Annotated in this window: 14 protein-coding genes; 1 reads left to right on the forward strand and 13 read right to left on the reverse strand. The window is 59.7% G+C overall.

Annotation, left to right across the window (positions count from 1 at the left end; all coding sequences use genetic code 11):
• Nucleotides 1-412: 412 nt before the first annotated feature.
• The 6 genes from ACFVTG_RS02530 to ACFVTG_RS02555 form a co-directional block, all read right to left on the reverse strand.
• The gene (locus ACFVTG_RS02530) at nucleotides 413-4,243 is read right to left on the reverse strand and encodes an AAA family ATPase (protein WP_390277682.1); all 3,831 of its coding nucleotides are present in this window, start codon (nucleotides 4,241-4,243) and stop codon (nucleotides 413-415) included.
• 635 nt (nucleotides 4,244-4,878) lie between these two features.
• Nucleotides 4,879-5,310, reverse strand: a complete 432-nt coding sequence (locus ACFVTG_RS02535) for a hypothetical protein (RefSeq protein WP_390277684.1) — start codon at nucleotides 5,308-5,310, stop codon at nucleotides 4,879-4,881.
• Between the two features lie 167 nt (nucleotides 5,311-5,477).
• The gene (locus ACFVTG_RS02540) at nucleotides 5,478-7,667 is read right to left on the reverse strand and encodes a zinc-ribbon domain-containing protein (protein WP_390277941.1); all 2,190 of its coding nucleotides are present in this window, start codon (nucleotides 7,665-7,667) and stop codon (nucleotides 5,478-5,480) included.
• Nucleotides 7,668-7,682: 15 nt separating this feature from the next.
• Complete coding sequence (locus ACFVTG_RS02545; RefSeq protein WP_390277686.1) at nucleotides 7,683-8,738, reverse strand: TniB family NTP-binding protein; 1,056 nt, start codon at nucleotides 8,736-8,738, stop codon at nucleotides 7,683-7,685.
• On the reverse strand, nucleotides 8,735-10,789 hold the full coding sequence (locus ACFVTG_RS02550; protein WP_390277688.1) for a Mu transposase C-terminal domain-containing protein: 2,055 nt from the start codon (nucleotides 10,787-10,789) through the stop codon (nucleotides 8,735-8,737). Before ACFVTG_RS02550 ends, ACFVTG_RS02545 begins: the two co-directional genes overlap by 4 nt.
• Nucleotides 10,782-11,552: a TnsA-like heteromeric transposase endonuclease subunit gene (locus tag ACFVTG_RS02555; RefSeq protein ID WP_390277690.1), complete on the reverse strand. Its 771-nt coding sequence runs from the start codon at nucleotides 11,550-11,552 to the stop codon at nucleotides 10,782-10,784. Before ACFVTG_RS02555 ends, ACFVTG_RS02550 begins: the two co-directional genes overlap by 8 nt.
• 271 nt (nucleotides 11,553-11,823) lie before the next feature.
• Between ACFVTG_RS02555 and ACFVTG_RS02560 the strand changes: the two genes are divergently transcribed.
• Nucleotides 11,824-12,168 carry a hypothetical protein gene (locus tag ACFVTG_RS02560; RefSeq protein ID WP_390277692.1) on the forward strand — a complete coding sequence of 115 codons (345 nt, stop codon included), beginning with the start codon at nucleotides 11,824-11,826 and terminating at the stop codon, nucleotides 12,166-12,168.
• Between the two features lie 357 nt (nucleotides 12,169-12,525).
• Here the strand turns inward: ACFVTG_RS02560 and ACFVTG_RS02565 are convergent, their stop codons facing one another.
• The 7 genes from ACFVTG_RS02565 to ACFVTG_RS02595 all read right to left on the reverse strand — a co-directional run bounded on the left by ACFVTG_RS02565 (nucleotide 12,526) and on the right by ACFVTG_RS02595 (nucleotide 23,986).
• A complete protein-coding gene (locus ACFVTG_RS02565; RefSeq protein WP_390277694.1) occupies nucleotides 12,526-12,813 on the reverse strand; it encodes a helix-turn-helix domain-containing protein in 288 nt (95 codons plus the stop codon).
• Between the two features lie 651 nt (nucleotides 12,814-13,464).
• Nucleotides 13,465-16,431 carry a DEAD/DEAH box helicase gene (locus ACFVTG_RS02570; protein ID WP_390277696.1) on the reverse strand — a complete coding sequence of 989 codons (2,967 nt, stop codon included), beginning with the start codon at nucleotides 16,429-16,431 and terminating at the stop codon, nucleotides 13,465-13,467.
• Nucleotides 16,428-17,240 carry a Hachiman antiphage defense system protein HamA gene (locus tag ACFVTG_RS02575; RefSeq protein ID WP_390277698.1) on the reverse strand — a complete coding sequence of 271 codons (813 nt, stop codon included), beginning with the start codon at nucleotides 17,238-17,240 and terminating at the stop codon, nucleotides 16,428-16,430. Before ACFVTG_RS02575 ends, ACFVTG_RS02570 begins: the two co-directional genes overlap by 4 nt.
• 269 nt (nucleotides 17,241-17,509) lie before the next feature.
• Nucleotides 17,510-18,253, reverse strand: a complete 744-nt coding sequence (locus ACFVTG_RS02580) for a hypothetical protein (RefSeq protein ID WP_390277700.1) — start codon at nucleotides 18,251-18,253, stop codon at nucleotides 17,510-17,512.
• 48 nt (nucleotides 18,254-18,301) lie between these two features.
• Complete coding sequence (locus ACFVTG_RS02585; RefSeq protein ID WP_390277702.1) at nucleotides 18,302-21,718, reverse strand: DEAD/DEAH box helicase family protein; 3,417 nt, start codon at nucleotides 21,716-21,718, stop codon at nucleotides 18,302-18,304.
• Between the two features lie 130 nt (nucleotides 21,719-21,848).
• Nucleotides 21,849-22,784, reverse strand: a complete 936-nt coding sequence (locus ACFVTG_RS02590) for a restriction endonuclease (RefSeq protein WP_390277704.1) — start codon at nucleotides 22,782-22,784, stop codon at nucleotides 21,849-21,851.
• On the reverse strand, nucleotides 22,784-23,986 hold the full coding sequence (locus ACFVTG_RS02595; RefSeq protein ID WP_390277944.1) for a restriction endonuclease subunit S: 1,203 nt from the start codon (nucleotides 23,984-23,986) through the stop codon (nucleotides 22,784-22,786). Before ACFVTG_RS02595 ends, ACFVTG_RS02590 begins: the two co-directional genes overlap by 1 nt.
• Nucleotide 23,987 lies beyond the last annotated feature (1 nt).

Genomic DNA, 23,987 nt, shown 5'->3' on the forward strand with positions numbered 1-23,987 from the left:
CCATGAGGCCGTGACCGCCCGCCAACAATAGAAGACGGACAACGCCAGAGGGCCGCTCCTGTGATCGGAGCGACCCTCTGGTGGATCTATCTCATCTTCTATCTCACAAATGTGAGATGACAGCCAAGCTGGCCACACGGCAGAAAACATATCCGCCTGACTCTGCGGTTTCCTGACGTGCCGCACCACGCACTTTTGCCATCCAAGTTGGCATCTTTCCCGAAGCCCGCTCTTGACCGGGCCATCGAGGGCCGGCCGGTCTGCGAACAAATGATGCCCGTCGACGCCAGCATTGCCAGGCAGCGCTCAAGACCACAACGTGCGGCTGATTTGAGGTGTGGGCACCAAAGTGCCCACATGCGAAGCAGGTACGTGACGAGATCGACGGTGAGGAATACTGCGAGGCGTATTTTCAGGGCTTGTCGCCAGGACCGGAGGGTACGACCTTTCTTGGAGCACGGCGACCCCGGCGGGAGTCAGGGTCGCTTGGGATCGGGGTGAATATGCTGGTTCCGAAGACAGCCTGCGCCTGACTCTTCCACGCTTGAGCATCAGCGCCCATGCGATCGTCCGTCCACATCAGAACCCCCGTCGTCCCGCTGCTCGCGCCGTGCGGTGCGATTCCCTGATCGACGTACCACTGTTTCTTCAGCGCCCACTTACGGGAGTAATCGGGGAGGTCAAGCATGCCCGCGTGCTCCCAGTAAATTGTCCGCCCGTCCGGCAGGGTGATAGTGAAGTCCGGCAGGACCGTTCGGCCATCCGAGCCCGTGAACGGCTTCTCGTACTCCCAATGTCCGGGAACAAGCTCGTCCAGGATCCCAGCAACGATGACCTCGTTTTTGCTCGCCACCGCGACACCATTGGTCGTCACGTGCATGAGTTTGCGTTCGAAGCGCCTAGACTCACCTCGAAGTTCTATGGTGACCGGCTGAGGCGGGGCAAACAGGTCGGTGAGTCGGCGAGACGTTTCCGAGCGCCACGGGTGTGCTAGCTCGCGTAACTCCTCGAGAGTTCCCTCGTGAAGGATCACGACGTGGTCGCGCTGCCGCGTGAGCGCTGTATACATGAGTTCCCGAGAAACATTCGTGCGAGCCGGGAGTACCAGAAACGTGGTTCCGAACTCCGATCCTTGGGATTTGTGCACCGTAACGGCCCAGGCCAACTCCAACCTTGGGTCGTCGCTCGAAGTAGGCCGGTAGGAGTAGGTGACTCCGGGCTGGGAAGAAAACTCTACGTTCAGCTGAAGCGACTTCTTCGGTTGTTTCTTGGCGGAGATGAGATGGCCGATTGCCACGCCGATCTCGCCGTTGGCAATGAAATCCAACTTCTCGACGGCCTTATCGCGCGCCCAACCCCTCATGCGCGTGTTCCTGGTTTGCATAACCTTGTCACCGCGTGTGATTTGCTCGGGGCCCAGAGGTTCGGGTATGTTCCACGCGCGGTATCCCTTGGCGAAGCCCAGATCTTGGCTACGGTACGTGCGCTTGAGGTGCCGATTAAGCTCGGTGACCCCGAAGGCCCGCGAACGAGTGGGCGAGAGGATCTGCCACGCATCGGCGTGCTTCCCTGCCCCCAGTTCCCAGTTCAGGTACTGGCCACTTTCTGTCCCACCGTAGGTGAGTGCGAACCCGCGCTCCGAATCCTCACTGTTGGCAAGCCCTGGCAGATAGCGCTCCAGCGCATCCGTCAGCACCGCGGCCGCCGGGCGAGGTCCCCAGGGTTCGTACGTGAGGGTGGGCGTCGAAGGGCGGTCTCGCAAGTCCTCCCAGACCGTCTCCTCGGCGGCACCACCGAAACGCTCACCGAACCAGCTCGCAAGCTGAAGGTCGTGCCTGACGCCGTCGTTGCCACCCGGCAATTGGCGTCTCGTTACGGTCAGCTCCACGTAGCCGGCGCCCACACGTGCTGCGCCGGAGAACTCTTCGGGCCGCAACTCGGTCACGAGATCAACGAAGGGGCGCCCCGGACCGATCGGCGGTAGCTGGCGCGGGTCACCGACAAGCACTAGCCGCTTAACGTCCCGGACGGCATCAAGAGTCGCGGCCAGCATCTCCTCGGTGAGCATCGAGGCTTCGTCAATGACGACGAGATCCGCCTGCACGCGTGTGCCAGGATCGTCAGTGACCCGGTATCGCGCGCCATCCCACCGACCAGTATGTGTCAGAAAGCTCGCCAAAGTGTGGGCTGGTCGGCCCACCTTGGTCTGCAGTTGGACTCTGGCCTTACCGGTGGGTGCGAGGAGGATGACGGACCCCCTAGCGATGCCGTCGAGTCCCACGAGTGCACGCAGCAACGTCGTCTTGCCAGTGCCTGCCGGCCCGATGAGCACGCCCAGAGATGAGGAGAACAGCTGGGACAGCCCTGCGGCTTTCTCAGCTCTCGCGCGTTCCTCCGTTTCGTCGACTTCCCTCGACGTCGGCACTGCAACGTTGTCATCGAGTGATCTATCAAGTAGCTCGCGGGCATTTTCGAGTTCCCCGTAATCAGGCTTGGCACGTTGGGCAGCGACCCATTCACGAATGACGTAAGAGATGTCATCGTGGCGCATGCACTTTAAACCGGGAGTGCCGTCAGCCAGATCGATTCCGAGTAGGGCCGACCACTCCCCCGCGTCTTGCTTCTCTTGCAGCGATGCCCGGTCAAGGCCCAAACCCTTGAGGACCGTGCCGGAGAGCTGAGGCGGTCGCGTGAGTTCGTAGCTGGTCGCTAGGTCTAAGGCTTCTGCCTGCGGGAGAAGCGTGTCGCCCTGAATGGCGCGGGACTCCAGGACATCTATCAGGAGCGCCTCAATCCGACGCGGGTCTAGGTTGTCTCCCATGCGCGCCATCTCCGGCAGCGGAGTCTCCCAGGACACATGACCCGGGGGGAAGCAGGCGCGGTCGACGGTAGTGAACGGGACGTGTTCTTCCTGACCATACGTGCATATCGAGGCCGAATAAGGGTTGCCCAGCAGCTCCTCCAGCGTAAGAGAGACCGCGGTGTCGTCCTCCATTAGGACTTTCACCTGAGCCTGGCTGAGGTCCAGGCTTGAGAGAAGCCGGAGCGCATCTTTATGTTCCTGGTCCAAACCCGTCCAGACCAGCCCGACCGATGGTCCGACCACACGTTGCAAGGCACTGGAGAAGCTCTTGCGGTCGGCGAATCCTGACGCGAGGAGCCCCCACGGGTCGCCCTCCTCTCCGCACGCTGCCATCACTGCGCGTGCGGCCACGTTCGGTCGTTCGACCCCGAGGTGACCGAGCACTGCGGCCAGCCCGGGAGTCGGTCCACGCATTTGCCATAGTCGCTCGATCTGAGTTTCAACCCATGCCACGGCGGAGTCCGGAAGCGCCGCACCGAGATTCCGACAGGATCTTGCCGCCGACAACAGGCCTGTTAGGGCTTGAATCGCGGCGTCGTCACTGACGTGCTCGGTGACATAGGAGAATTCGATGTCGCGGCCCTCTGGGGCCCATGCCAATGCTGCGGAGACGTCGGTGCCCGCGTCCATGAGCGCCACCAGCTCCTGGTAGGGCAGGAGGATCCCATCGGCCATGTCGGGGCGCAAGCTGTGAGTCACTATGGTTTCCCACATCGAGGAGCTGAACGGCGGCTTCCCGCTCTGCGCCCACATCGGTGGAGGCATGACCTGGGAGATCAGGGCGGCACCTACCAAGAGTCGACCGGTTTGTTCTCCTTCCTGGAAGGGAGAGTGCTTGAGGTACATGAATACTAGTGACTCGCCGGCCGCGACCGGGTCGAAGAACTCCCGGATCACCGCCTGCTGGTTTTCTCCGTCCATCACCCACGCAGCGCCATTCCAGCCCAGCGCTTTATCGGCGGCAGTTTCGGCTTCAGCATTGAATCCCCGGACGCTGTTAGCGCCCAGTTCCTCGTACAGGGTGCGGCGGTTCAGCCATCGGTAGGGCACAGCCTCGAATGCGTAGCCTGGAACGTCTACCGGCGTGGGATGCAAGGTTCCCTTTAGTGCAGCGTTGGAGGCGTAGGGATGGGTCTTCACCGTTCGATAGCCGTTCGGGGACATGAAGGCCGCCCGCTCGCTGAGGCAGGGCAGACGGTTCGAATCCAGGGTGTTGATGGTCGCACCGGCGTTGGCCTGCTCGTAGAGGTCGTCACGGTTAGCGCCGATATTCGTTAGAAGGGTGCAGGAAGAGTTCCCCAGAGGTGAGTCACATACGCGGTCGTCCCAGGCCCGATCTCGCCATGGGACGCGCATTGAGAGGTGCTGGACGCTGGCCATGGCTACCTTCCCTTACTACTGACTAGTTGCCTGATGCTCGGACGTGCTGGCGGAAGCGGCAAGGTCGTCACGACATCGTGGACCACAATATGTACGCATCCGCCTCCCGCAGAGCTTAGCGAACAATTTGCGGTCGCATTCGATATGGGCCCGCTCTGTGCCGGGACAGCCTGCGTAGGAGGCTCAACATTGCGAGGAAGAGGCGAACCGATAGGGCTATCACCGGGGGCGGCGGTCGACACGATCGACCACGGTGTACCCACTAAGGCTCGCTGTCTACCGCTAGGCAGGTCACCGGTGACGAATCCGAACGGGCCCGGTACAAAGCCGCCGGAATGACTCGACGAGTGGCAAGAATCGTCTGAAGCTTGGACGGATCTGAAGGGTTCCTCGGGGCATGTATACCCCGAGGCGACAGTGAGCAGGTGTGCGGTGGTTCCAATACGGCTGAAAGGTCGTGACCTCGACATGGGTAACTGATCCGGCCTATTCGAGAAGCCTTAAGACGACGAAGCGACCGAGGTACGGTACACGCTCAATGATGACCCGCCGGCCGGCCGCAAGCCCCGGGGGCCGACCGGCGGGGCTTGCGTCCACCGGTAGTAGACCGGCGGCTGCTCACAATCTACTTAGGCCTAGGCGGCTGTCTGTTGTAGGGCAACCGCCTTCCTGACCTGATCGTCGGCGGCCTGCGGGGACGCTTGCAAGATTTCCTGGTACTCGGGAGGCAGACAAACCTCGAGGTGGCTGTCCGCCCCGATGAGCCTGAAAACCGTCATGACCTTAACGAGGTCGGCAGGTTTGAGCAGGGTCCAACGGTCATCGGCGGTCTTGACAATCTGCAGGCCAGCAACGACCCGGAGCAGGTCATCGAGCGCCCACCATCCGTCAACGTCTTTGCCTTTGTCGATTCGGACCGCGGCGAGGCGCTGCTCATTATCCAAGCGATCCTTGGGCAAGCCCTTGGCCTCTGGCCACGCATACTCCGTCCACATGGGCTTCATAGGCTGAGGTTGGTTCAGCCCGTCAATCTGGTCAAGGGTGCGGAGTTCATATGTTTTATTCACGCTTGAGTATTATCAGGCAACGCCCGCTTTCGGATTGCAGGTTCGCCACAGGCGCACAAGCTTCCCGTAGTAGGTCACACAGACCCCAGGATGTTGCACCTCGGATTATTCGAATTCGCTCGATGGCCATTCTGGCCTGCCTTCGCCCTGCATGGCCAACCGGGTGGTCAGTGAACTCCACGCGTTTGGCGATCAGCATCCGTGCCTTGCCGGGTAGCTGATGATTCACTCCTGAGGACGCGTCTGTCTGGAGTGCACCGGGAGCAGCCCTTGGTTTTGATCCTGTTCGGCACTGTTCCCGAGAGTTCGTGGCCAGCGGAACACTTCCACCATCGCTTGGCATTGCCTGGAACTACGTCTTTGGCCGCCAATGACTCATTCTTTTCAGGGTGCCAGTCCCGGGCGATTTCTGGGTATCTCGTTGCCAGATCGTTGAAACCCCGCAAGAGCCTGCGGTTGGAACAATATTGGCAGCCCGAGCCAACGACCCTCTTGTTAACCGGTTTTGCGTAGCTGTGTCCAAGCGGACAAATCCACTGTGCCATCCAAGCACTTCCGGCGATGATGCCTTCAGGGGTGCGATCCCCGTTTCTCTCATAGTCCCACTCTGTCGCGACGTGTGGATGCGTTGTGCGCAGGTCGTTGTACCCGACAATTACGCGCTGTCCTACACAGGCAGGGCAGCCTTTTCCGTTCGTTCGGCTTGATACCGCGGCAAGGTAGTCGTGGCCTGCTGGGCAGAGCCAGTAGTATTTCTTGCCGGATCCAGCCACAACGGTTTGGGGTGTCACAGTGCCGTTCTGGGTAGAGTGCCACTGTTCTGCGATGTGTGGATGCGAGGTGGCCAAGTCGTTGAATCCCGCTAAGACCTTCAAGTTGGCGCAGATTGGGCATCCCTTTCCGGCCCCGGTCCGGGCTACCAGCGGTGCTGCATACTCGTGGCCGCGGGGACAGATCCACTCGATGTGAGCACCGCTGCCCGCCGTGATCATTGAGGGTACGTTGTTTACATTGAGTCGATGGTTCCATTCTGCAGCAATGCGCGGGTGGGTCACATCGAGGCTGTTAAACCCCGGCAGGCATCTCCGTCCCGAACAGTAAGGGCAACCTTGTCCTTTCGCCCTGTTATTGGGCGTGGCTTGCCACGCATGTCCGGAGCGACACATCCACCAATAGGACGACGAGTTGCCTGCTCCGGTGACATGCGACGGCGTCGTGTCTCCGTTCATGGTCGGATGCCATTCGCTGGCCAGGCGTGGGTGAGTTTCAGTCATGGAGTTATATCCAGCCAGCGCACGAAGGCCGGCGCAGTATGGGCAGCCGTCCCGGCCGTGCTTCAACGCGCTGAACGCAGTATTCAGAGTGCGTCTGTGCCAGTGGCCCTCTTTACATATGAAGGAAGCTATCCAGACATCCTGCTTGGATGCGGCACGGGGACGGTCATTCTGCCCTGCCACCAACGTCAGCTCGCAAGCATTTGCCCACGAGTCGGCAAGTGAGGACGCAAGCATGTCAAGGTAGCGGTTGAATGGTTCCAGTGGTCGATGGATCTCGGTCGTACCTGCCAAGCATCCCGGATCGATGCCGAGAAGTCGGCAGATGGCTGGTGCCGGGTGGTTCCGGCCGTCAACTTTGTCACGCACCGCCAGGAAAGCAGGTCGAAGCAGCCTCCACAGTCCGTCAATGAGAATCACGCCGCTGCCCGCTAGCTGCGCGGCGACCATTACTTCGAGCAGCCGGCGTGCCTGGGCGAACGTCAGTGTAGGTCGAAGGAGATCCCGTTGAAAGGACCGGTTCGTCAGAAGCTGGGCAAGATCGACTACTTCGCAGTAGTTGGAAGTATCGAGTCTGTCTTCGATTCCATACTCATCATGATGCCGGTTCACGATGACGGCCAGTTCCTGCACCAAGGCGATAGGCGCCCGGCCGGAACGACGCAACCGGCGGTACCGGATTTCGGAGGCTCGGACCTGATCATCGATGGGAGTCTGAGGGCGGGAACCTGTCTGCGAACCGGTCCATAAACCGTGCCGTAGGCAGCAGTATGATTCTGCATGACCGAATTGCTCTACGGCCTCACCGTAGGCACAGAGTCGGCACATTGTGCGCGTTGGGAGGCCCTCGCTGGCACGTTGGGCTTGACGCTGGAAGTGCCCGGCCTGAAGGTCTCCTTTGATCTCGCACCACTGGGCGATTGCTCCGCTGAGCACCGGAGCTTCGGACTCCCCGGCGATCTGGCGGGCTGCTTTTGTTGAGGAGTCTGCGGGCAGACCGTTTGCTAGACTCAGCCGTCGTCCATAGCTCTCCGGTGTCTCCAAATGCCGGGGGCGGATCCTGACGGGAAACGCTCGGCTCATGTCGGGGACCACGATTCAGCCCACCAGCTGCCGCAAGGCGGGGCTTTCTTGCAGCACGGCACCATCGTTTTCCGCCACCATGTCTACGGGAATTGCTTCCATGAACTCGCGTGTAAGAGCTTCTTTTCCGGGGTCGCCATCGAGGATTCGCAATTGTGCCCCACCCACCAGAATGCGTTGAAGAGTCCCGATGTTGCCGCCACTACGCTTGTGAAGCCATGCAGCATCTCTAAGTATTGATTCCGGGTCATGAGCCAATAGCGGCAGCTGTTTCGAGAAGGCCATGACGATGCCGTTCCAGGCCTTCACCTCCTCCTTCGTGGCGTTGCCATAACGGTGCATTTCGAGCAGTGTGAAACGTCGACTAATCTGGTTGCCCCGCTCCCCCAGGAGCAGGCCGCCCTGGTGGATGTTTATACCGGAGTACACAAATGTCGACGGAACTTGATTGGACAGACTTTTGAGTACGTCGACCGACTCACCGTTTCCCTGGCTTACTCGGCTGAGATTCTGCAATTCGTCAACTACTACCAGCTGCGTGGAGCAAGTACGCATGGCCGTGACGACAGCGTTGAGTATTTCCTCGAGCGTGCATCTTCTGGGCAACTCAAGTCCGTAGAAGTGGGCGAATCTTCCGATCATTGCCTTCGCCGAAGAGCCAGCGGGCACTTCGACGTAAGCCACCGGGATCTCGCCTCGGCTTTCGAATTCGGGATGCTGATGCGAGTACATGGCTCGGAGGCCGCGCATGACTGCAATGCATGCCGTGGTCTTGCCAACTGTGGATTGACCCGACACCATGACGCCGGTTCGGCCGGAGGCGCGACCCCTGTTGCCCAGCACAGCAAGGCGGACATTCTTGATGAGAGTTAGGACCTGAGGTGTAGACGCCGTGAGCCCACCAGCCAGATAGTCAAGCCGTCGGGTGTCCAAGTCCTGGCGCTGTTGCCTGGGAAGGGCAGCATGCAGCTCGAAGCTAGGCAATTCAGGCTTGGCTGGCTTGGCGGCCAACAGCGCATTCAAATCCTCGTGCCGATCCAGTCTGACAGCGTCGACTTCGGTAAAGATCAATCTGTCAGCCCCTTCATCGGGTCAAACATCTCGATCTCGTCGTACTCCTCGTCGACGTCGTCGACGTCGTCGACGTCTTGTTCCTCGACTACCTTTACCACAGGCAGCACAACCGGGAGAGGCAGCTTCGCCCCTGACAGTAATGCGAGGTTCCGCGCGGACTCTTGGCGTGCCTGTTTTACCGCGTGGCGTTTGCGTGCCGCCGCTGTGTGCCCAATCAGCTCAATCGCAGCCTTGGTGCTCGCCTCGTCTCCCAGGACGCCCTGGGCAGCGGTAATTTCCCGGGCGGCGCGGCGGATGCTGGCGGAAAAGGGCCGGGCGAACGCGTCACGGTTCATCCAGTCGCACTGGATCCAACCGCTTCCTTCCGGATCACGAATCCACACCGCGCTGGGATCGTGCGGGTTGTAGTGGACCGTCCATTTTCCGCCCCGGCTGGCGTCAGGCGAGCCCTGCAATCTGTAGGGGTGAAGATCGTGCGCGTCATAGCGCCGGTAGTCGATCTGAATACCGTCCATCTGAATGGTTCGCAGTTCTGTAGGGAGCAAGGCGATGTAGTCGTCTGCGGAAAGGGGCAGCGGCACGTACCCAGTCATCGGGAACATCGCCATGTACATCGAGTTTGGAGAATGGACGATAGACGGCACGAGGGGGTCGCGGAGGGATTCGTGCCGCATGTTCTGCCAGACAATCGCTACCCATCGTTCGAACAGTTCCGCCAGTGTGTATACGTCGAGCAGGTCCTCCTTCTCGGGATGCTCTCCGCGGTGGTCAACGCTGCCACCGGTATAACCCGGCAGGTACTGAGCGAACTTGGTCTTGATCGTGTGGAAGGCCCTCTCCACATTTGGCTTGTCGGTGGGCGTGTGGATGGCCGCACTTGTAGTGTCGATCCCAAATTGGCTGCAGGCTGACTCAAAAACGGCAGATGCATAGTCGGAGCCATTGTCTTTCATGATGCGCTGAGGCTTGATGAATGGCCGGGTCGTCTCAAATCTGGCAGCCTCATCCGCAGAGAGGAATTTTGCCCATGGCATCTCGGCCAACTCGTACTCATTGAATGCGACCAGTCCTTCGGGCCGCAGCCGGCGAGGAGTCAGGCACTGGGCAAGCATGAAGGCCAGGTCCACTCCCTTGACGCCTTGAAGTCGCACGCTGGTGGCGATGATGCTCTGCGTTGCCTTGTCCAGCATGATGACTAAATTTGCCCGTCCGACCCTTAGTTTTCCGCTCTCCTGGTCGATTCCGATCACGACCATCACATCGAACGGTGAGGAGTCCACCTGTACCTCGTGTCCGGGTGCGATGGCTGGCCGTGGGCTGAACATGCGCTTGGGCGCGTTGGCGGCGGTCCGGCGGTTTGGTGCGTTCCCGGTGGTGTACTTTCCCCGGGATAAAGCATCGATTAGGCGTCTCAAAGTTCGGTCTGAGGGAACCTGGATGTCTTGCCCGGGGTAGGTTCTGATCAGCTCCGCTTTAAAGCTGTGAATGAGTCGAGCCACCGATCCAGTCGACCGATTCGTTTGGTCGGCTATCACGCTGATCAGGACTCCCTTTACCCTCTCATCCAAGCGGCCCAGAGGCTCGTCGCGGCGCTCCTGTCGTTTATCCAGTAACGCTTCATAGCCCCCCTCCCTGTAATCGCGGTCCCATCTCGACAGAGTTCGCCTCGAGCACTTGATTCCCATTCCAGTGAGCTCTATGACCTTGCTGCCAATCCGCTGCGCTAGAGACGTTATGTCAGTGTCGTATTCGGATCGCCGTTCTAGTCCGTCTAGCGGTGTCCCGTACGTCATTTCCTCCAGATGGGCAGCCAGCATGACTACACGCTCTGAGTCTTGTGGCGCTGCCCACTCAAGAGAGCGCGGGCCGGGGTTCTCGACAGTAAACTGCTGTGGTGCGGTCAGCAGGGCAGGCAACGCACTGACACGAACGGACATTCGTTCACCTGTCTGAGTATTTCGCAGACCAAGGATTGCCCCGTGGACGCTTTCGAAGATGTAATCCCCATCCTCAAAACTCAAAATTTCACCTAGCTGGACGCTATCCACGCTTTCTCCGTTCAACGATCGTGTGCCATCCGAGAGGTCTGGACGGGTCATAAGTAAGGTCCCTTCGCCAGAGGAGGTGATATATGCCCGGTAAGAATCTGACCGGGTGCGTCGAATCAAGGGCGACAGCCAGTTGCGCCAAAGGAGAGGGCTCGGAGGCTTCATCAAGGATGCGGGTGCGCATCTGGAGCCCAAGGTCGATATATGGATGTCGATATCCGGCCAGCCATTCAAGGTTATGTCTCGGCATCCCGGTGAGCCCGTGGAGGACCTCATAGCCCCAACCAATTTTCGCGCAGACTTCCCTTGTCTTGGCGAACTGTATCTCCGCCTTTTCATCCACAAGTTCCGCAGGGCGCACGTCGTATAGGACCTGCCTGCCGGATTCATGTAGCGCGAAATAGTCCGGGTAGTGGCGGGTACCGTCGGTGAACAGAATGCACAAGGGCTGCGCCGCCACCTTGATCAAATTCAGAGTGTGGTCGAGATGCATCAGCGCGGAATACTCCGTCATTGACTCGTACCAGACGCTTTCACCGCTACCTGAACACCAGTAGTAACCCTCGTAGTTACGGCGGTGTTGGTACTTCACGGGTCGCCGCAGGATTCGGGCGGACTCTAGACCGTGCTGCAGGCACCGCTGGTCCGCAACTGAAGTACGCGCCACACCGCTGAGATCCGTCCACGCAATGACAGCACGGTCCGAAGCATTAACTAGATTTCGGTATGGGTCCGCTGTTCCACGTAGATTCTTCGTCTTCATGTCCTACCTCTGCAACATAGGCTGGGCGGTTGGTCGCCCGCCACAGTATATGTCTATTAGACATATACTCTTGGCGACTCGGCGCAGATTCCCCACCACAAGCCTTTTGGTCGGGGTATGAGAAAAGCATCCGGCGGCCGGCGGCGGCGTCGCCGAACCGGAAGCACTTCACCCCCTCAAAGAAAGGGCCTAGAGGGCCCACAAGGTTCAGGGTCGCCCGGATGCGGCCAACGGATGCACCTTTTGACGGGAAACTGCATAGTGTGTAGCTATGAGCGACCCCCGTTTCCACCCCCGACTCATGGCCGTTCCATCGGACAGACTAAATTTCGGCAAGGATGCGGAGATCACGTGGCTGGACGGCACCACAGAGCTGGAAGTTTCCCGGATCAACGCAGCTCGTCTTCAACATGACCTGGCGCGGAAGATCACAGGCCGACTCCGGGACAAAGGGCATAGCATCCGCAGCTACGCAGCGCTCACAGGCATTGGCTACGACCGCATGGCCAAGGTGCTTCGAGGTGAAGCCGTAATGCGACTAGAGGACGTCTCGGATGCCGAACGCCTACTCGGAGAAATTGTTCATCCCCTTTTAGGCGAAACTGTGCACAAATAGGTCATTTCGAACCTGGACGTTTCCACTCATCGGACCATCGGCAGATCTCAGAGCGCTGAACGCAACAGTGAACCGTAGGTGCGGATCGACCCGGCTACGGTTGAAAGTAGGTCTAGCACCCGCGAGGCCGGCGATACACGGCACGGGCTCGTTCGGTACCGAGATTAACACGCAACTTCCGAGGACAGGCTCGGGGCGGGAACATTCTGCGGTCCCCGAGCGGCCCCTGCAACAACCGACTGGCGGGCGTCCGTGTATCACCGACCCACGCCAATGATCACCCCTGAGTGGAGCTTGGGGAAGGCCCTCGCACGCCCGCAGGCAAGCGCTGCCTAGCGAACCCGGGGCGTGAATGGCCTAGGCGTCGGAATTGGGAACGACAGGCCTAAAAAGTTCAGCTACGTCTACTTCCAGAACATCCGCCAAGTCCCATAATCGTTCGTAGGCAATGCTCTTGCGGCCCCACTCAACACCGATGATCATATTTCTGCTCACGCCCGCCTCCAACGCCAGTGCTTCTTGGCTAAGCCCACGCTCGAGTCGGAGGTAGCGGATCCGGCCGCCGACCTGCGTCCGCCTAGCGGTCCACTTCTCCAGGCGGGCGTCGGGGGTCTGCGAAGGACGAATGGGCACACTCCATGTCACTAGACGACAGCATGATTGTCTGCTCCACTAGTGATACATAGGAGGTGAGGTGAATCACCTCCTAGCCCCTAGGTAATCAACCGGCGGTGTCTCAATGGCTATACACGTGGTTTTGGATCTGACCGAGGCGGTTTCGGTGCAGGATTTATGGCGGTTTCTTGCCTTCGTCCCACATTGGTACGACGAAGGCAAAGACATCAGGGCAACCGACGTCCGGGGCCTTGCTACCCGATATCTAGAGATTGAGTTATCAGTGCCGGAGGGTGACGCTCGGCAACCGTGACGGCACAGGATTGCACCCACGTGCACTGAGCACAGTCGTACCAGAAAGGAGTCGATCAATGGCCCAAAGATCTGTCGGGCCTTGGATACGGATGAGGGCGAGCCACCGTAAGTCGCGACCGGCTGCAACCAGCCTTGGCGCTGACGCCCAAGCGTTTCACTCGGACACCAACAGCTCAGCCACCAGGTGACCCCGTACGATCCCACGGCCGCAAAAGTATAAAGGCTATAAAAGATATAAAAGGCTATAAAGGCACCAATAGCTCCAGAACTCTGACTCCGCTTCAGGTGCATCCTCGTAACCTAGGCCTATCAGACCGCGAGGTGCACCAACAGCGAGCTGTCAAGACGGACTCCCGGCAGGATTCACTACCTCTGAGACGGGCCCTCGTCCGTCACGTCTTGGAGCGTTCGCTGGTACACATATGTGCCGAGCCTCCGGTTCCAGTCGTCGCTATCCTGCAGAAGCTGGCGAGCAATATCCATAGGGCTAGCGAATATGTTGGCCGCGGACGACATCTCGACGTGATTTCCAAGAGCCACCGCGGATCGCCTGTGTCTCAGCCCACCGGCCATGAGCGCACGCGCCGAAGAAGTGGACACTCCAAATCGTAGGTAGCCCGGCAGCGAAACCACAGAGTCAGACACGGGGGCGCCAGATTCAGCCGAAACCCGTTGGAGCAGAGCAACCCCCTGCTCCACGAGCGTCACAAGCGCGTGCATAACGACTTTCGCGTGTACTCGAAGCAGCGTGTCGATATCGAGCCCGGTCACCTCGGCCATCTCCGCGAATGACCTTCCGTCCAGCCAGGCTGTGACGAGTTCACGTAATGAAGCCGCATCAGGAATCTTCTCGCGTCTATACGCGGCAGCCAGTTCTCGTTGAAAGTCACCCTGATGGAAAACCCACCCAAGTACAGCGTCAAGCAACTGCTCATCTAGCGGCGAATCGACGGAGTCCCACGTAGCGAGTGTGGGATAGAGATCGTTCAGCACCGAGTCGAGAATGCGGGGTCTCGCTCCTGTGTCGCGGATCCATGACAAGCGACCTGAGGACTGCAGTTCGTAGACACGGCTCGCACGGAGTGTAAACACCCCCTGGAGCAATTGATTATCGCTATCGTCGATCTGTTGCGCGGCGAACGTCGATGAAGCGAGCGACTCCGCGATCTCTAGAAACTCCTCCTGGCCAAGCTCACCATGGATCAGTTCGACAAGGGTGGAATCAATTCCGTCCACCAGCGGGAAAAGTTCAGGTTCGTCCTCAAGGATCTGGTTTGTGAGGTCCAGCCCTTCACGCGTCAGCGCAGCCTGCAATCGCCTCAAGAGGTCGATCAGTGCACCCTCAACGCGTTCACCCGGCTGTCCGGCGGCAACCGGAAGGACATCATCCCATTGGTTCGGGTTTGCACAGATCACGAGACCCTTGGTCGAGTTCCCGGCGCGACCAGCGCGCCCTACAAGATTCTTGATGTCGCGGGCGAGCATGGGGACCGGCCGACCAGATGCCGACCCCCGTCTCACGGAATACAGCACTAGCGTTCGGATGGGCAGGTTCACCCCCTCAGCCAACGTGCTCGTGCACATAACCATCGGTATACGACGTGCGGAGACTAGCTCTTCCAGAACCTCCCGCGCCTCCTGTGGAATATCACCGTGGTGTACGACCAAACCCACAAGCAGTGCTTTGGTGCCGGTCCAACCACTGCCGAACTCCTGAGCAAGGTACGCCGCCGCTCCATCTACCTCGGATCGGTCCCGGACGTACTCCACGGGTGCAGGCAGAGGAAGGTCTGATTCGATTTGCTTGATCAGCTCATTCGCAAGCGCCAACACGCCCTGATCGCCCGTTTTCGTCGCTGCGAATATTGCCACGGTACCCAGTGCGAGCGACTTCCGAGCGGCTGCGACCGCCTGCGTCTTCGCGGAACTGTATGGGTAGGTGTTGAGCCGACCGGTTTCGCGCTTCACGTACTGGAAATCTGATCGCTGAAGGAATTCCGACAAAGTGTGCGCGGGCAGAGTCGTTGAAAGTTCTTGCAGTTCGAGACCGACTGACAACGTCGTGCCGGCTCCGACCGGGCGCAGGACGGCGTACTCGGCCACGGCTGGCTTGAAATCGCTCCGCACGACAGTCGAGTCGGAGCCACCTAGCCACGTATTGATCTCTTCCACGTTGGGAACGATCGCAGAGACAAAGACCATCCGCGGCCTCTGGACCCTGCTTTTGAGCCTAGCCAGCAAAAGTTCAAGGCCTATGCCTCGGGACCCGCCGTCTAGCAGGTGTCCTTCATCGCAGACAATGAGGGACAGCTGCGAAAGGATCTCCGGGTGGGCCCCCAGCAGGCCGGTCAACGCCTCGGGAGTCGCGATGAGGACCCGGACGTTCTCGAGGTCCTCGCTCTCTTCAAGACTTGGAACCGTACCGCCGTAGATGGTCTTTGTTGGCAGCCCGAGACGCGAAAGTCGACGTCCGAGCGAATGCCTAAGCTCTCTCGCCAGAGCTCTATACGGCACCAAGAGCACCGCTTTGCTGTCGGGACTGGCTGTGGTCAAGTGGCTGAACAGCAGAGTCTCCGTCAACGCTGTCTTACCCGCACCTGTCGGCATTTGGAGCGAGTATGTCTCGGTACTTGTCAGCAATCCCGCATCAATTGCTTCGACCTGCGAGGGGAAGAATTCCCAAACCGGCGGCCGTCGATCCAAGAACGATTGGACCAAGGGTGTCCAACGCTGCGAGCCACCATCAGGGAGAGCTGATCTAAGATTCACGGTGCCGAACTGCCGGACCAGCGCGGCAAAAAGCCTCCGCGGGATCCATTCGTCTGGCCCTGTTACCAAGGCAACCTCGGCGTTCCGCTCTGCGTCCACGACGGCACGCTCAACGCTTTCCAGAGTGCCTTCGCGAACGGCCGAGATTAGATCTCGTACGACTTTGGAGGCCGGCTCAGACGGACGTGCCAGGAGGTCATAACAAGCCCGGTGTGCTTCATCGTTCCAGGAATTCGGAGAGGTCTGTCGCATTGTCAAGTATGCAGAGGCAGAATATCCTCCGCTGTAAAAGGCTGCCGCAGAGAAGAACAGGGCGTCCGATCGACTGACTCCTTGGAGATCGCGGCTAATAGAGGCCAGGGCGTTCCCAAGTGTTGCCCAACCGCGTTGGTCTTCAGAACGGTCACGTACTCGATCGAAAAGTTCTCCCACGAGCGAGAAGTAAAGATCGGTCGACCGGCCGTCAAGGTAGTTGAGTTGCCTGAGATGGGATTCCAGCGCGAAATCCTCGATGCTGTAGCGCGTCTCTATGTCAGCGACCCACCTGCGAAGTGACTCTCTCATTCATCGACTCCCACAACGCCCGCACTTGAAAGGACGGCATCAAAGACGGCCTCGTAGTTGAGCTTCAAGTCGGGGACGGATATGACTATCAACGCACACTCATCTGCCCCGGGCGGCTTGACCTCGGCAGTTTCGGCTACGACCAGACTGGAGCAAATGACAGCAACCGCCCTGTAATCATGCGTGGCCACGGGGTGGTCGATTGCATTGATGAACCGATTGATTTGTTCGATGCTTGTCGTACCGAGGTCTTCGTATAGCGCGCGCTCACGCAGCCACGTCAGCGTCTTGATCAGGCGCCCATCTCGGTCCTTCCTCGAATCAGCGATAGCCGACACAACTGGCGTGGAACTTCCGTTTGTCGCCTTCGTCTTAACCTCTGCACAGAGAATACGATCCTGCGTCGTTGCTTCCGGCCACGCCGGCAAGATGAACTGCACGACGTCGGAATGAGGCGCGGGCTTGGTGCGATCCTGCTTGAGGCGCCACTTCTTCGGATCGATTACCTCGACCGGGTACTCGGTGGTTGCCTGGAAGATAGCGGTAAGGATTTCTCCAAAGTCACCGGACATGACGGAGCCTCTGTCTGGCAGCTTTGCGCGCAATAGGTCCGTCTGTAGGAGCCCAGTTCGTTTGTGACTCTCTTGCAGAGCTGCATCGGACACGTAATAGCGGCGAACCGGAACGTTGAGCTGCTCCGCCAGCTGCGCGGCATGCTCTGCGGGGACTTCTAGCAGCAGATACGGGGTTTCCTGAACCGCCACGAACATGGCCTTGACAGCCCCTACGTCAAGCCCAAGCTCTTGCACAGTTCTCCTCGTTGACCGCCGTTAGCCCGGCGGTCGTGGACACGAGCCGAGTTGCAAAAGCAAACTCGCATGCCATTGCCAACCAAGTGTATTAGCGGCCGACGGTGAATTCCTGCGGCACGCTGGGAAACCGCGTTCGCCACAGTAGCAGCGTTCGCCTGCCCCCCCGCCTTAGGAAAGATCCGGGCCTCGGCGTTCGAACGTCCGGCTTTTCCATTCCGCAGAGTTTTGCCATAGGAGAGGAATTGTCTTTCGTATCCTGAGGCGACCTACGCGTGCCACGCAATCGACGAACTTATGGATTTCGCGAGGCGCTGGACAGAGGCGTCGACAGATGGGTCCGTCGTCCAGAAGCCCGCAGCCTGACTGGCAATCACGGCAGATAGTTCCGCCCAGGTGATCCAGCAGAATGCTTCGGGAATCTGATCAACCATCCGGTCCATCATTAGCTGCTCGTTCTTGGCGCGAAACAGAACGGACTCAAGTTCCGACGAGATGGCCTGTTCGAGGCTCATCCGGCCTCGGCCTCGAACCAGAACCGGAGGCTCTGCACCAAGCAGCAAAATCAAAGGAATACGAGTTCCGGCATGCGCCAACGTTGCCACATATTCCCTTGCCAGCTGCTCCGGCTGGAATGAACTTGCTCTAACGCGCTTGGCCTCAACGAGGACAAAAGAGCTCGGAGACGTAATGACAGCGTCTGGCTGCACCACCAGCTGGTCATTTCCTGCCCGGCTCGGGGTGAGCGTCATATCCCCGGGCAGGAAACGAAGTTCGGCCTCTTCGATCTCACTGATCAGGACATTCCTAGCGCGTTCGGCACCCCTGGCGGCACGAATTGCGGCACCGAGGAAGCGATCGCGAGGAAGTAAGTCCAGGGCCATCATCACTTCTGCGCTCAGTACGTTCTCGCGTCCCCGGCCGCCTTGACGGTAACTGGTGGCGTGTTCCCACGAGACTTCCTCAAGCAGCTTCCCGACCATGGACATGGCAAGTCCCGGCACAGCTTCCACAGAAACTTCCTTCCCAATCAAACTGCTTCAGGCTTGAGCAAGGCGCCGTTACCCCGCCATAGCCGAAACGCGCACCCGGTTCAGCGCCTCGGCCAGCAGATCCACATCCTCTTCCGGGAACAAGCTCTCCGGCCCAGCAGGGGCAGCGTCGCTGTATGGAGACTCGTACAGCGCGCCGATGTCCACGACGCCGTTCTCGGTGAGTTGCTGGACGATCATGTCAACGAAATGCAGCTGATTCGCATTGAGAGTCTTGTCCTCCACGAACTCAGACAAGGAATCCAACGCCGCTTGTCGATCCATGCCCACCAGAGACCTGACGAACAGCCCAAGACCCTCAGCTTGTGTGGTGGCCGCTTCAAGTTCCTCGGGTGAGCCCGCTCCGCTCTCGATCAGCATGCGCTGAAGTTCAGCCAGATCGGTCTCGGTCAGGGGCAGCCCGCGGCGTAGGCGATGGATTGCCATGTGGTCCAGGAACCCCTGCAGGTACATCCGGGCCTTCTCGCGGTACCGGGCCAGATCTACCGATCCGGTCACGGTCCCCTTCAGCTCACCTTCCACGATCTCGCCGAGCGTGTCTTCGAAGTTCGTGTAAACCACCTTGCGGCGCTTCTTCTCGATCAAGTGGACCAGCCCCCGGAGCCGCACACGAATCAACTCAAGCCACTGCGGCGAGACCTGGCCCCACTCCCCTCCCTCCAGAATCGACTGGATCAGGAGCATCTGGGCCGCGATAGCGGGGATGTTCGGCTGGTCCTGCAGGGCTGACGCAATCTCGACAATCTTCTTGCGGTACGGCTCGACGGCGGCCGCAGAGGTCAGCGAAGCCAACTGCGCCTGGTACATCAGCAGGTCGAAGCGTTTGGCTTCCTCCGTATCGGCGGCGGAGGCCAGCGTCGCCAAGGGGGCCAGCTTGGTCTGCAGGTCAGTCAGATCCTGCGTGCCAAGGGTGCCCCACGAAGCGGGCTTCGAGAACTTCTCCACCCACTCCAACTGCGGGCGTACCAGGAAGTTCTCCCGGGGCAGCCCTGCTACTTGCCCTACCAGGCCGGATTGAAGTGCCGGCACGAAGTCGCCGTCGAGCCCGGCAGTGCGGGCTTCGGCCAGCAGTTGTGTCCGGACGGCGAAGCTGCGGTGCGCCAGGGACTGTCCCAGGGAGCCCTCGGAACCGGGCAGTTCGGCGTTGAAGTATTCAATGTTCTGGCAGACATCGAAGATGAAGAAATCCTGCTTGTCCTCGCCAGGTCCGTACAGCTCCGGCCTGAGCCGGGTACCCCTGCCCACCATCTGCCAGAACTTTGTCTTGGAGCGCACCACCTTGAAGAAGAGCAGGTTGACCACTTCGGGCACGTCAATGCCGGTGTCCAGCATGTCCACGGACACTGCAATGTGTGGACTGTCCTCGGTGCGGGCGAAGGCGTCGATCAGGGTGGAGACGTAGTTGACGCTGTGCGTGATGACCTTCGCGAAGGTGCCCCCGTACTGAGGGTAGTTGGTGTTGAACCGCTCAGCGATGAATTCGGCATGCTTCTGGTTCTTGGCGAAAATGATCGTCTTCCCGAGCCGGTCTCCCCCAGCGACCTTGTGCCCGCGCGTCATCAGCACCTCGAGTGCCTTATCCAAGGTGTTGGCGTTGAACAGCCAGGTGTTCAGGATGGCCGGATCCACGGCGTCGGGGATCTCCCCGTCCTCATCCCATTCGGCGGAGTCCCACTCCTCCTTTTCCTCCTCCGAGAGTTCCTCGTAGCGGATTCCCTCGACCGGGAACTTCAGCGGAATGGACACGGCCCGGGGCGGTACGAGGTAGCCGTCAGAGATGGCCTGCGTCAGCTCGTAGGCGAACGTGGGCACGTGGTCCTCGATGTCGAACAGGGAGTAGGTGTTGCGGTCCAGTTCGGACTGCGGGGTGGCGGTCAGACCCACCAGATACGCATCAAAGTACTCGAAAATGGCTCGGTACTTCTGGTACACGGAGCGGTGGGCCTCATCGATGATGATCAGGTCGTAGTGGCCGATCCCGAACCGTTGCTTCAGGACCGTGCCGTCCTCGGTCCGCTCGTTGATTAGGTTCATCATCGTCGGATACGTGGCGATGTGGATGCGGCTGTCCGCCTCCACATCGCGGCCCAGCACCACTGGAGACGAGCCGGGGAGATTGGTTTTGAAGGCGCGGGCTGCCTGGTCCACCAGGGCGACACGGTCGGCCAGGAACAGTACGCGTTTGGCCCAGTTCGCCTGCATCAACAGGCTGGAGAGCGCGACGACGGTGCGCGTCTTACCAGAGCCGGTCGCCATGACGAGCAGCGCCTTGCGCTCCTTATCGGCTTCCAGGGCATCGGTGACGGCCCGGATGGCGGCCTGCTGGTAGCTGCGACCCGCGATCTCGGTATTGATGGGCGCCGTCGCCAGGGGTTTGCGGGTCGTGCGGCGGTCCACCATGAGCTGGAGCTGGTCCCGTGTGTGGAAGCCCTGGACAGGGCGGGGAGGATAGCCGGAGGCGTCGTCCCAGATCCAGTGCTCGTAGCCGTTGCTGTAGTAGATAACTGGGCGCTGGCCCTTCTCCGTCTCCAGCGCGTCGGCATATAGCCGAGCCTGCTGATGCCCGTCGTAGGGTGACTTGGCCGACCTTTTGGCTTCGACGACGGCGAGCGGCTTGCCGTCGGATCCCCACAGGACGTAGTCCACGAACCCCGTTCCGGTGGTGGGGCCGGCGTGGGTAGGCATGTGGTGGACTTCGAACTCGCGGTTCTCCGGCTTGTCCAGCGCCCAACCGGCCTCGCCCAGGTACAGGTCGATGTAGACCCGGGTCTCGACCTCGGTGTAATTGTGGCTGTCGGGGAGCTTCTTGTTCTCTTCCTTCGCCCGGGCAATCTCCGCGCGCAGGGTCTCAATCTGTGCCTGAAGCTGCTTGTTGTCCTGCTTCTGCGCGGCCAGTGCCGCATCCTTGGTGGCCAGTTCTTCGGCCAGTTTGGCCGTCTGGTCCGCGGTGCGGGGCTTCTCGGCGGGCGCCGGAACGCCCGGCTTCGGCGTCGGGCTGAGGAACTGTCCGTTGAACGCGACCGTAGAGGTTGGGCGGTGGGTGGGATCCCGGGTGTAGCGAAGCGCCAGCCAGATGCAGACGTGGAAAAGCTCCCGAATGGTCTGCTCAGAATGCTGAACCGTGATGGCAGCGTTGGTGTGGATGGCACTGTTCGCCACTCTGCGGATGAGGTGGAACTTGCTGACGATCGTCTCGCCCGCGAGCCGCTTGAACGTCGGTTCCGACATCAGGGCGTTGAGGTCGCCTTTGTAGGGCAGCGTGAGAGAGCCGTCAGCTTCGTAAAGCCAAGCCAGCAGCGCTTCAACGGACCGACGCGCATAAAGAAGCGAAGACCGAGGGTCTTTACGCGCGTACAGCTCGGCCAACCGCGCTTCCTTTGCAATACCCGGCCACTCCGCCTGCAGTACAGCAAAGTTGCTATTCACATCCCCCAATGCCACTCCTCCTTTTTAGTCTTCTCCCAGGAGCCTAGATGATGCTGCCCGACGTGTGGGCGGGCAACACCGCTTTCAACTCAAGCACGCAGCAAAGCGACAGTAGTTCCATCGGCTGCGGCTACTCGAAGAAGTCCTCGTCGAGCTCGACAACGTCGTAGCTCTGCTTCACCTGGACTCCCACTCGATACTTGATCATTAGCCCGACAAGTCGGACATCGTCGATCAGAATGAGCCGCGACGGCACCGCATTCACGTAATCCCGCGCGCCGGAAGAGAAAGCGCTGGTGGTAATGAAAACGCCGCGGGACGCGCCGACACCATGCAATGCACCCACGAAAGCCTGAATGGCTTCACGCCCTACAGTATTGCCGTGGGCGTACCTCTTGGCCTGCACGTAGATGCGGTCCAGACCCAGCGCGTCCTGGTCAATTACCCCGTCGACGCCGCCGTCGTTGCTTCCCCCGATACGCTTCCCACGCTGCTCGGCTCCCCCGTACCCCATTTTGAGCAGCAGGTCGACGACGGCCTGTTCAAAGAAATCGGGGTGACTCTCTCGGAGTCTCGTCAGGAGTGCATCTCCAACATCCGAGTGGATCCGGCTGATGCCCGATTCGATCTGCTCAATTGGGTCAACCTCAACCGCCAAGGCCTCATCTATACCGGACACGACAGCCTTGCCATTCGCCGGCTTGGGCCAGAATTGTGCAAAAGCCGCGTGCGCAGATGAAAAGTCCCGGATACCCTCGGGATGCTCTCCCAGCCACTGCATCCCAACCTCAGTGATGCGATAGTTGGCACGGGACGGGCGTTCAACCCATCCGGCCTTCGACAAGTGGCTGAGTGCCCAGCCGATCCGATGCTCGGACCGGCGACCTCCCGAATCCAGTGTCTCGGCCCTCGCTGATTCAGAAAGATCTGCAGCCTCAATGACGCGTGAGACAACGTCCCTGCGACTCAGCGTTTCGCCTGGAGACAGTACCCGAAGCACATGAGCCACAAAGAGCGGCCAAATCGGGACCTCGGAGTCCGTCGTGGCTGAGGTGACCTCGCTCATCAGAGTTCCCCCCGGAAGGCCCGATTCTGCAGGGCGGCGAACAGGGCATCTAGCTCGGCCAGTTGAGCTCGATAGCGGCCTCTGACTCCGTCGACAGCAATAGCCCGTGCGGCATATTCATTTTGGCGGGCAAGTGGAGGTGCCAACACCTTGATAATTTTGAGTTTTGAGACGTTGATTCCCGCCATGATCGCACCGCCACTGATCAACGACACCTGATGAGCAACGTCTCGACTTGAATGAAGCTGATCAGAGATAAAACGCACATTGGCGGTGTTTGGATTGAGCCGGAGCCGGAGTAGGTCAGAGTGCATAATCCCTCGGGGAAAGTCTGTCGGGTATACAGAGCAATTGCCCACCGTTCCCTTGCGTGTCATCACGATGTCACCAGGGAGAATGGAATACGAATCGAGGCGTTCCGCTGTTGCAGCCTCCAAAAACTCGTGCGTGGGCAACTCGAAAGACCTGTTGACATTCTTGATCCCCCACAGTGGCACCCCACTGGACCTGAATTCGTCCTTGTTAAGTTGAGTTCCAAACGGCCCACAACGAATATCATCCCGCGCGGCGCAAAGTTCCACTAGCTCTTGCTTTGGGAACCCATGTGGATTGCGGCCAGCATCACCAAACATGGAGTGAAAAATTGACCGGTTGAGAGTGTCAAGTTGTGAGAGGGCCCGGCGGCGTTTGGTACGCAGCTCGTCGGCCTTATCCAGGATGGCCGCAATCCGCCGCTGCTCGTCGAGGGACGGCAGATAGAGCTGTGCCTGTTTGATGTAATCAGCAGGAACGCGCCGCTGGCCACCGCTTCCAGTCATTCGCGCTTCACCCGCCGCGCGGAACTGCGGAGATCGGAGGAAATGCAAGAGGAATCGACTGTCAGCGAGCTCCGGATGCGGTCGGACCACATGAAATTCCGTCGACCCAAATCCGAGGTTGTTGCTGAGTCTCGCTTGGCCAATCTTCCCGTTCTCAAAACACGGCGTGATCTTGGCGACCAGTAAGTCGCCGTCCCGAAAAGCCGTATAGCCCTTTGCGACCTCACTGTAGGGCTTGGCGTCTTCTGCTTCGGTGACAGCCAGTTCAGCCGACAAACCCGCCATGCCGACAAACGACACAAAAGTTGAAGGATCGATCTTCTCAGACAGGCGCGGATTCACATATGCTACGTCCTCCAGCCGCACTGTCCGAGTCTTGACCATC

The sequence above is a fragment of the Arthrobacter sp. NPDC058127 genome (assembly GCF_042884555.1).
Classification (GTDB): Bacteria; Actinomycetota; Actinomycetes; order Actinomycetales; family Micrococcaceae; genus Arthrobacter.

Excerpts from the sequence above, each read along its gene's own strand:
- ACFVTG_RS02570 (WP_390277696.1), bottom strand. The coding sequence starts at position 16,431 with ATGAGAGAGTCACTTCGCAGGTGGGTCGCTGACATAGAGACGCGCTAC.
- ACFVTG_RS02595 (WP_390277944.1), bottom strand. The coding sequence starts at position 23,986 with ATGGTCAAGACTCGGACAGTGCGGCTGGAGGACGTAGCATATGTGAAT.
- ACFVTG_RS02530 (WP_390277682.1), bottom strand. The coding sequence starts at position 4,243 with ATGGCCAGCGTCCAGCACCTCTCAATGCGCGTCCCATGGCGAGATCGG.
- ACFVTG_RS02590 (WP_390277704.1), bottom strand. The coding sequence starts at position 22,784 with ATGAGCGAGGTCACCTCAGCCACGACGGACTCCGAGGTCCCGATTTGG.
- ACFVTG_RS02555 (WP_390277690.1), bottom strand. The coding sequence starts at position 11,552 with ATGAAGACGAAGAATCTACGTGGAACAGCGGACCCATACCGAAATCTA.
- ACFVTG_RS02540 (WP_390277941.1), bottom strand. The coding sequence starts at position 7,667 with ATGAGCCGAGCGTTTCCCGTCAGGATCCGCCCCCGGCATTTGGAGACA.
- ACFVTG_RS02560 (WP_390277692.1), top strand. The coding sequence starts at position 11,824 with ATGAGCGACCCCCGTTTCCACCCCCGACTCATGGCCGTTCCATCGGAC.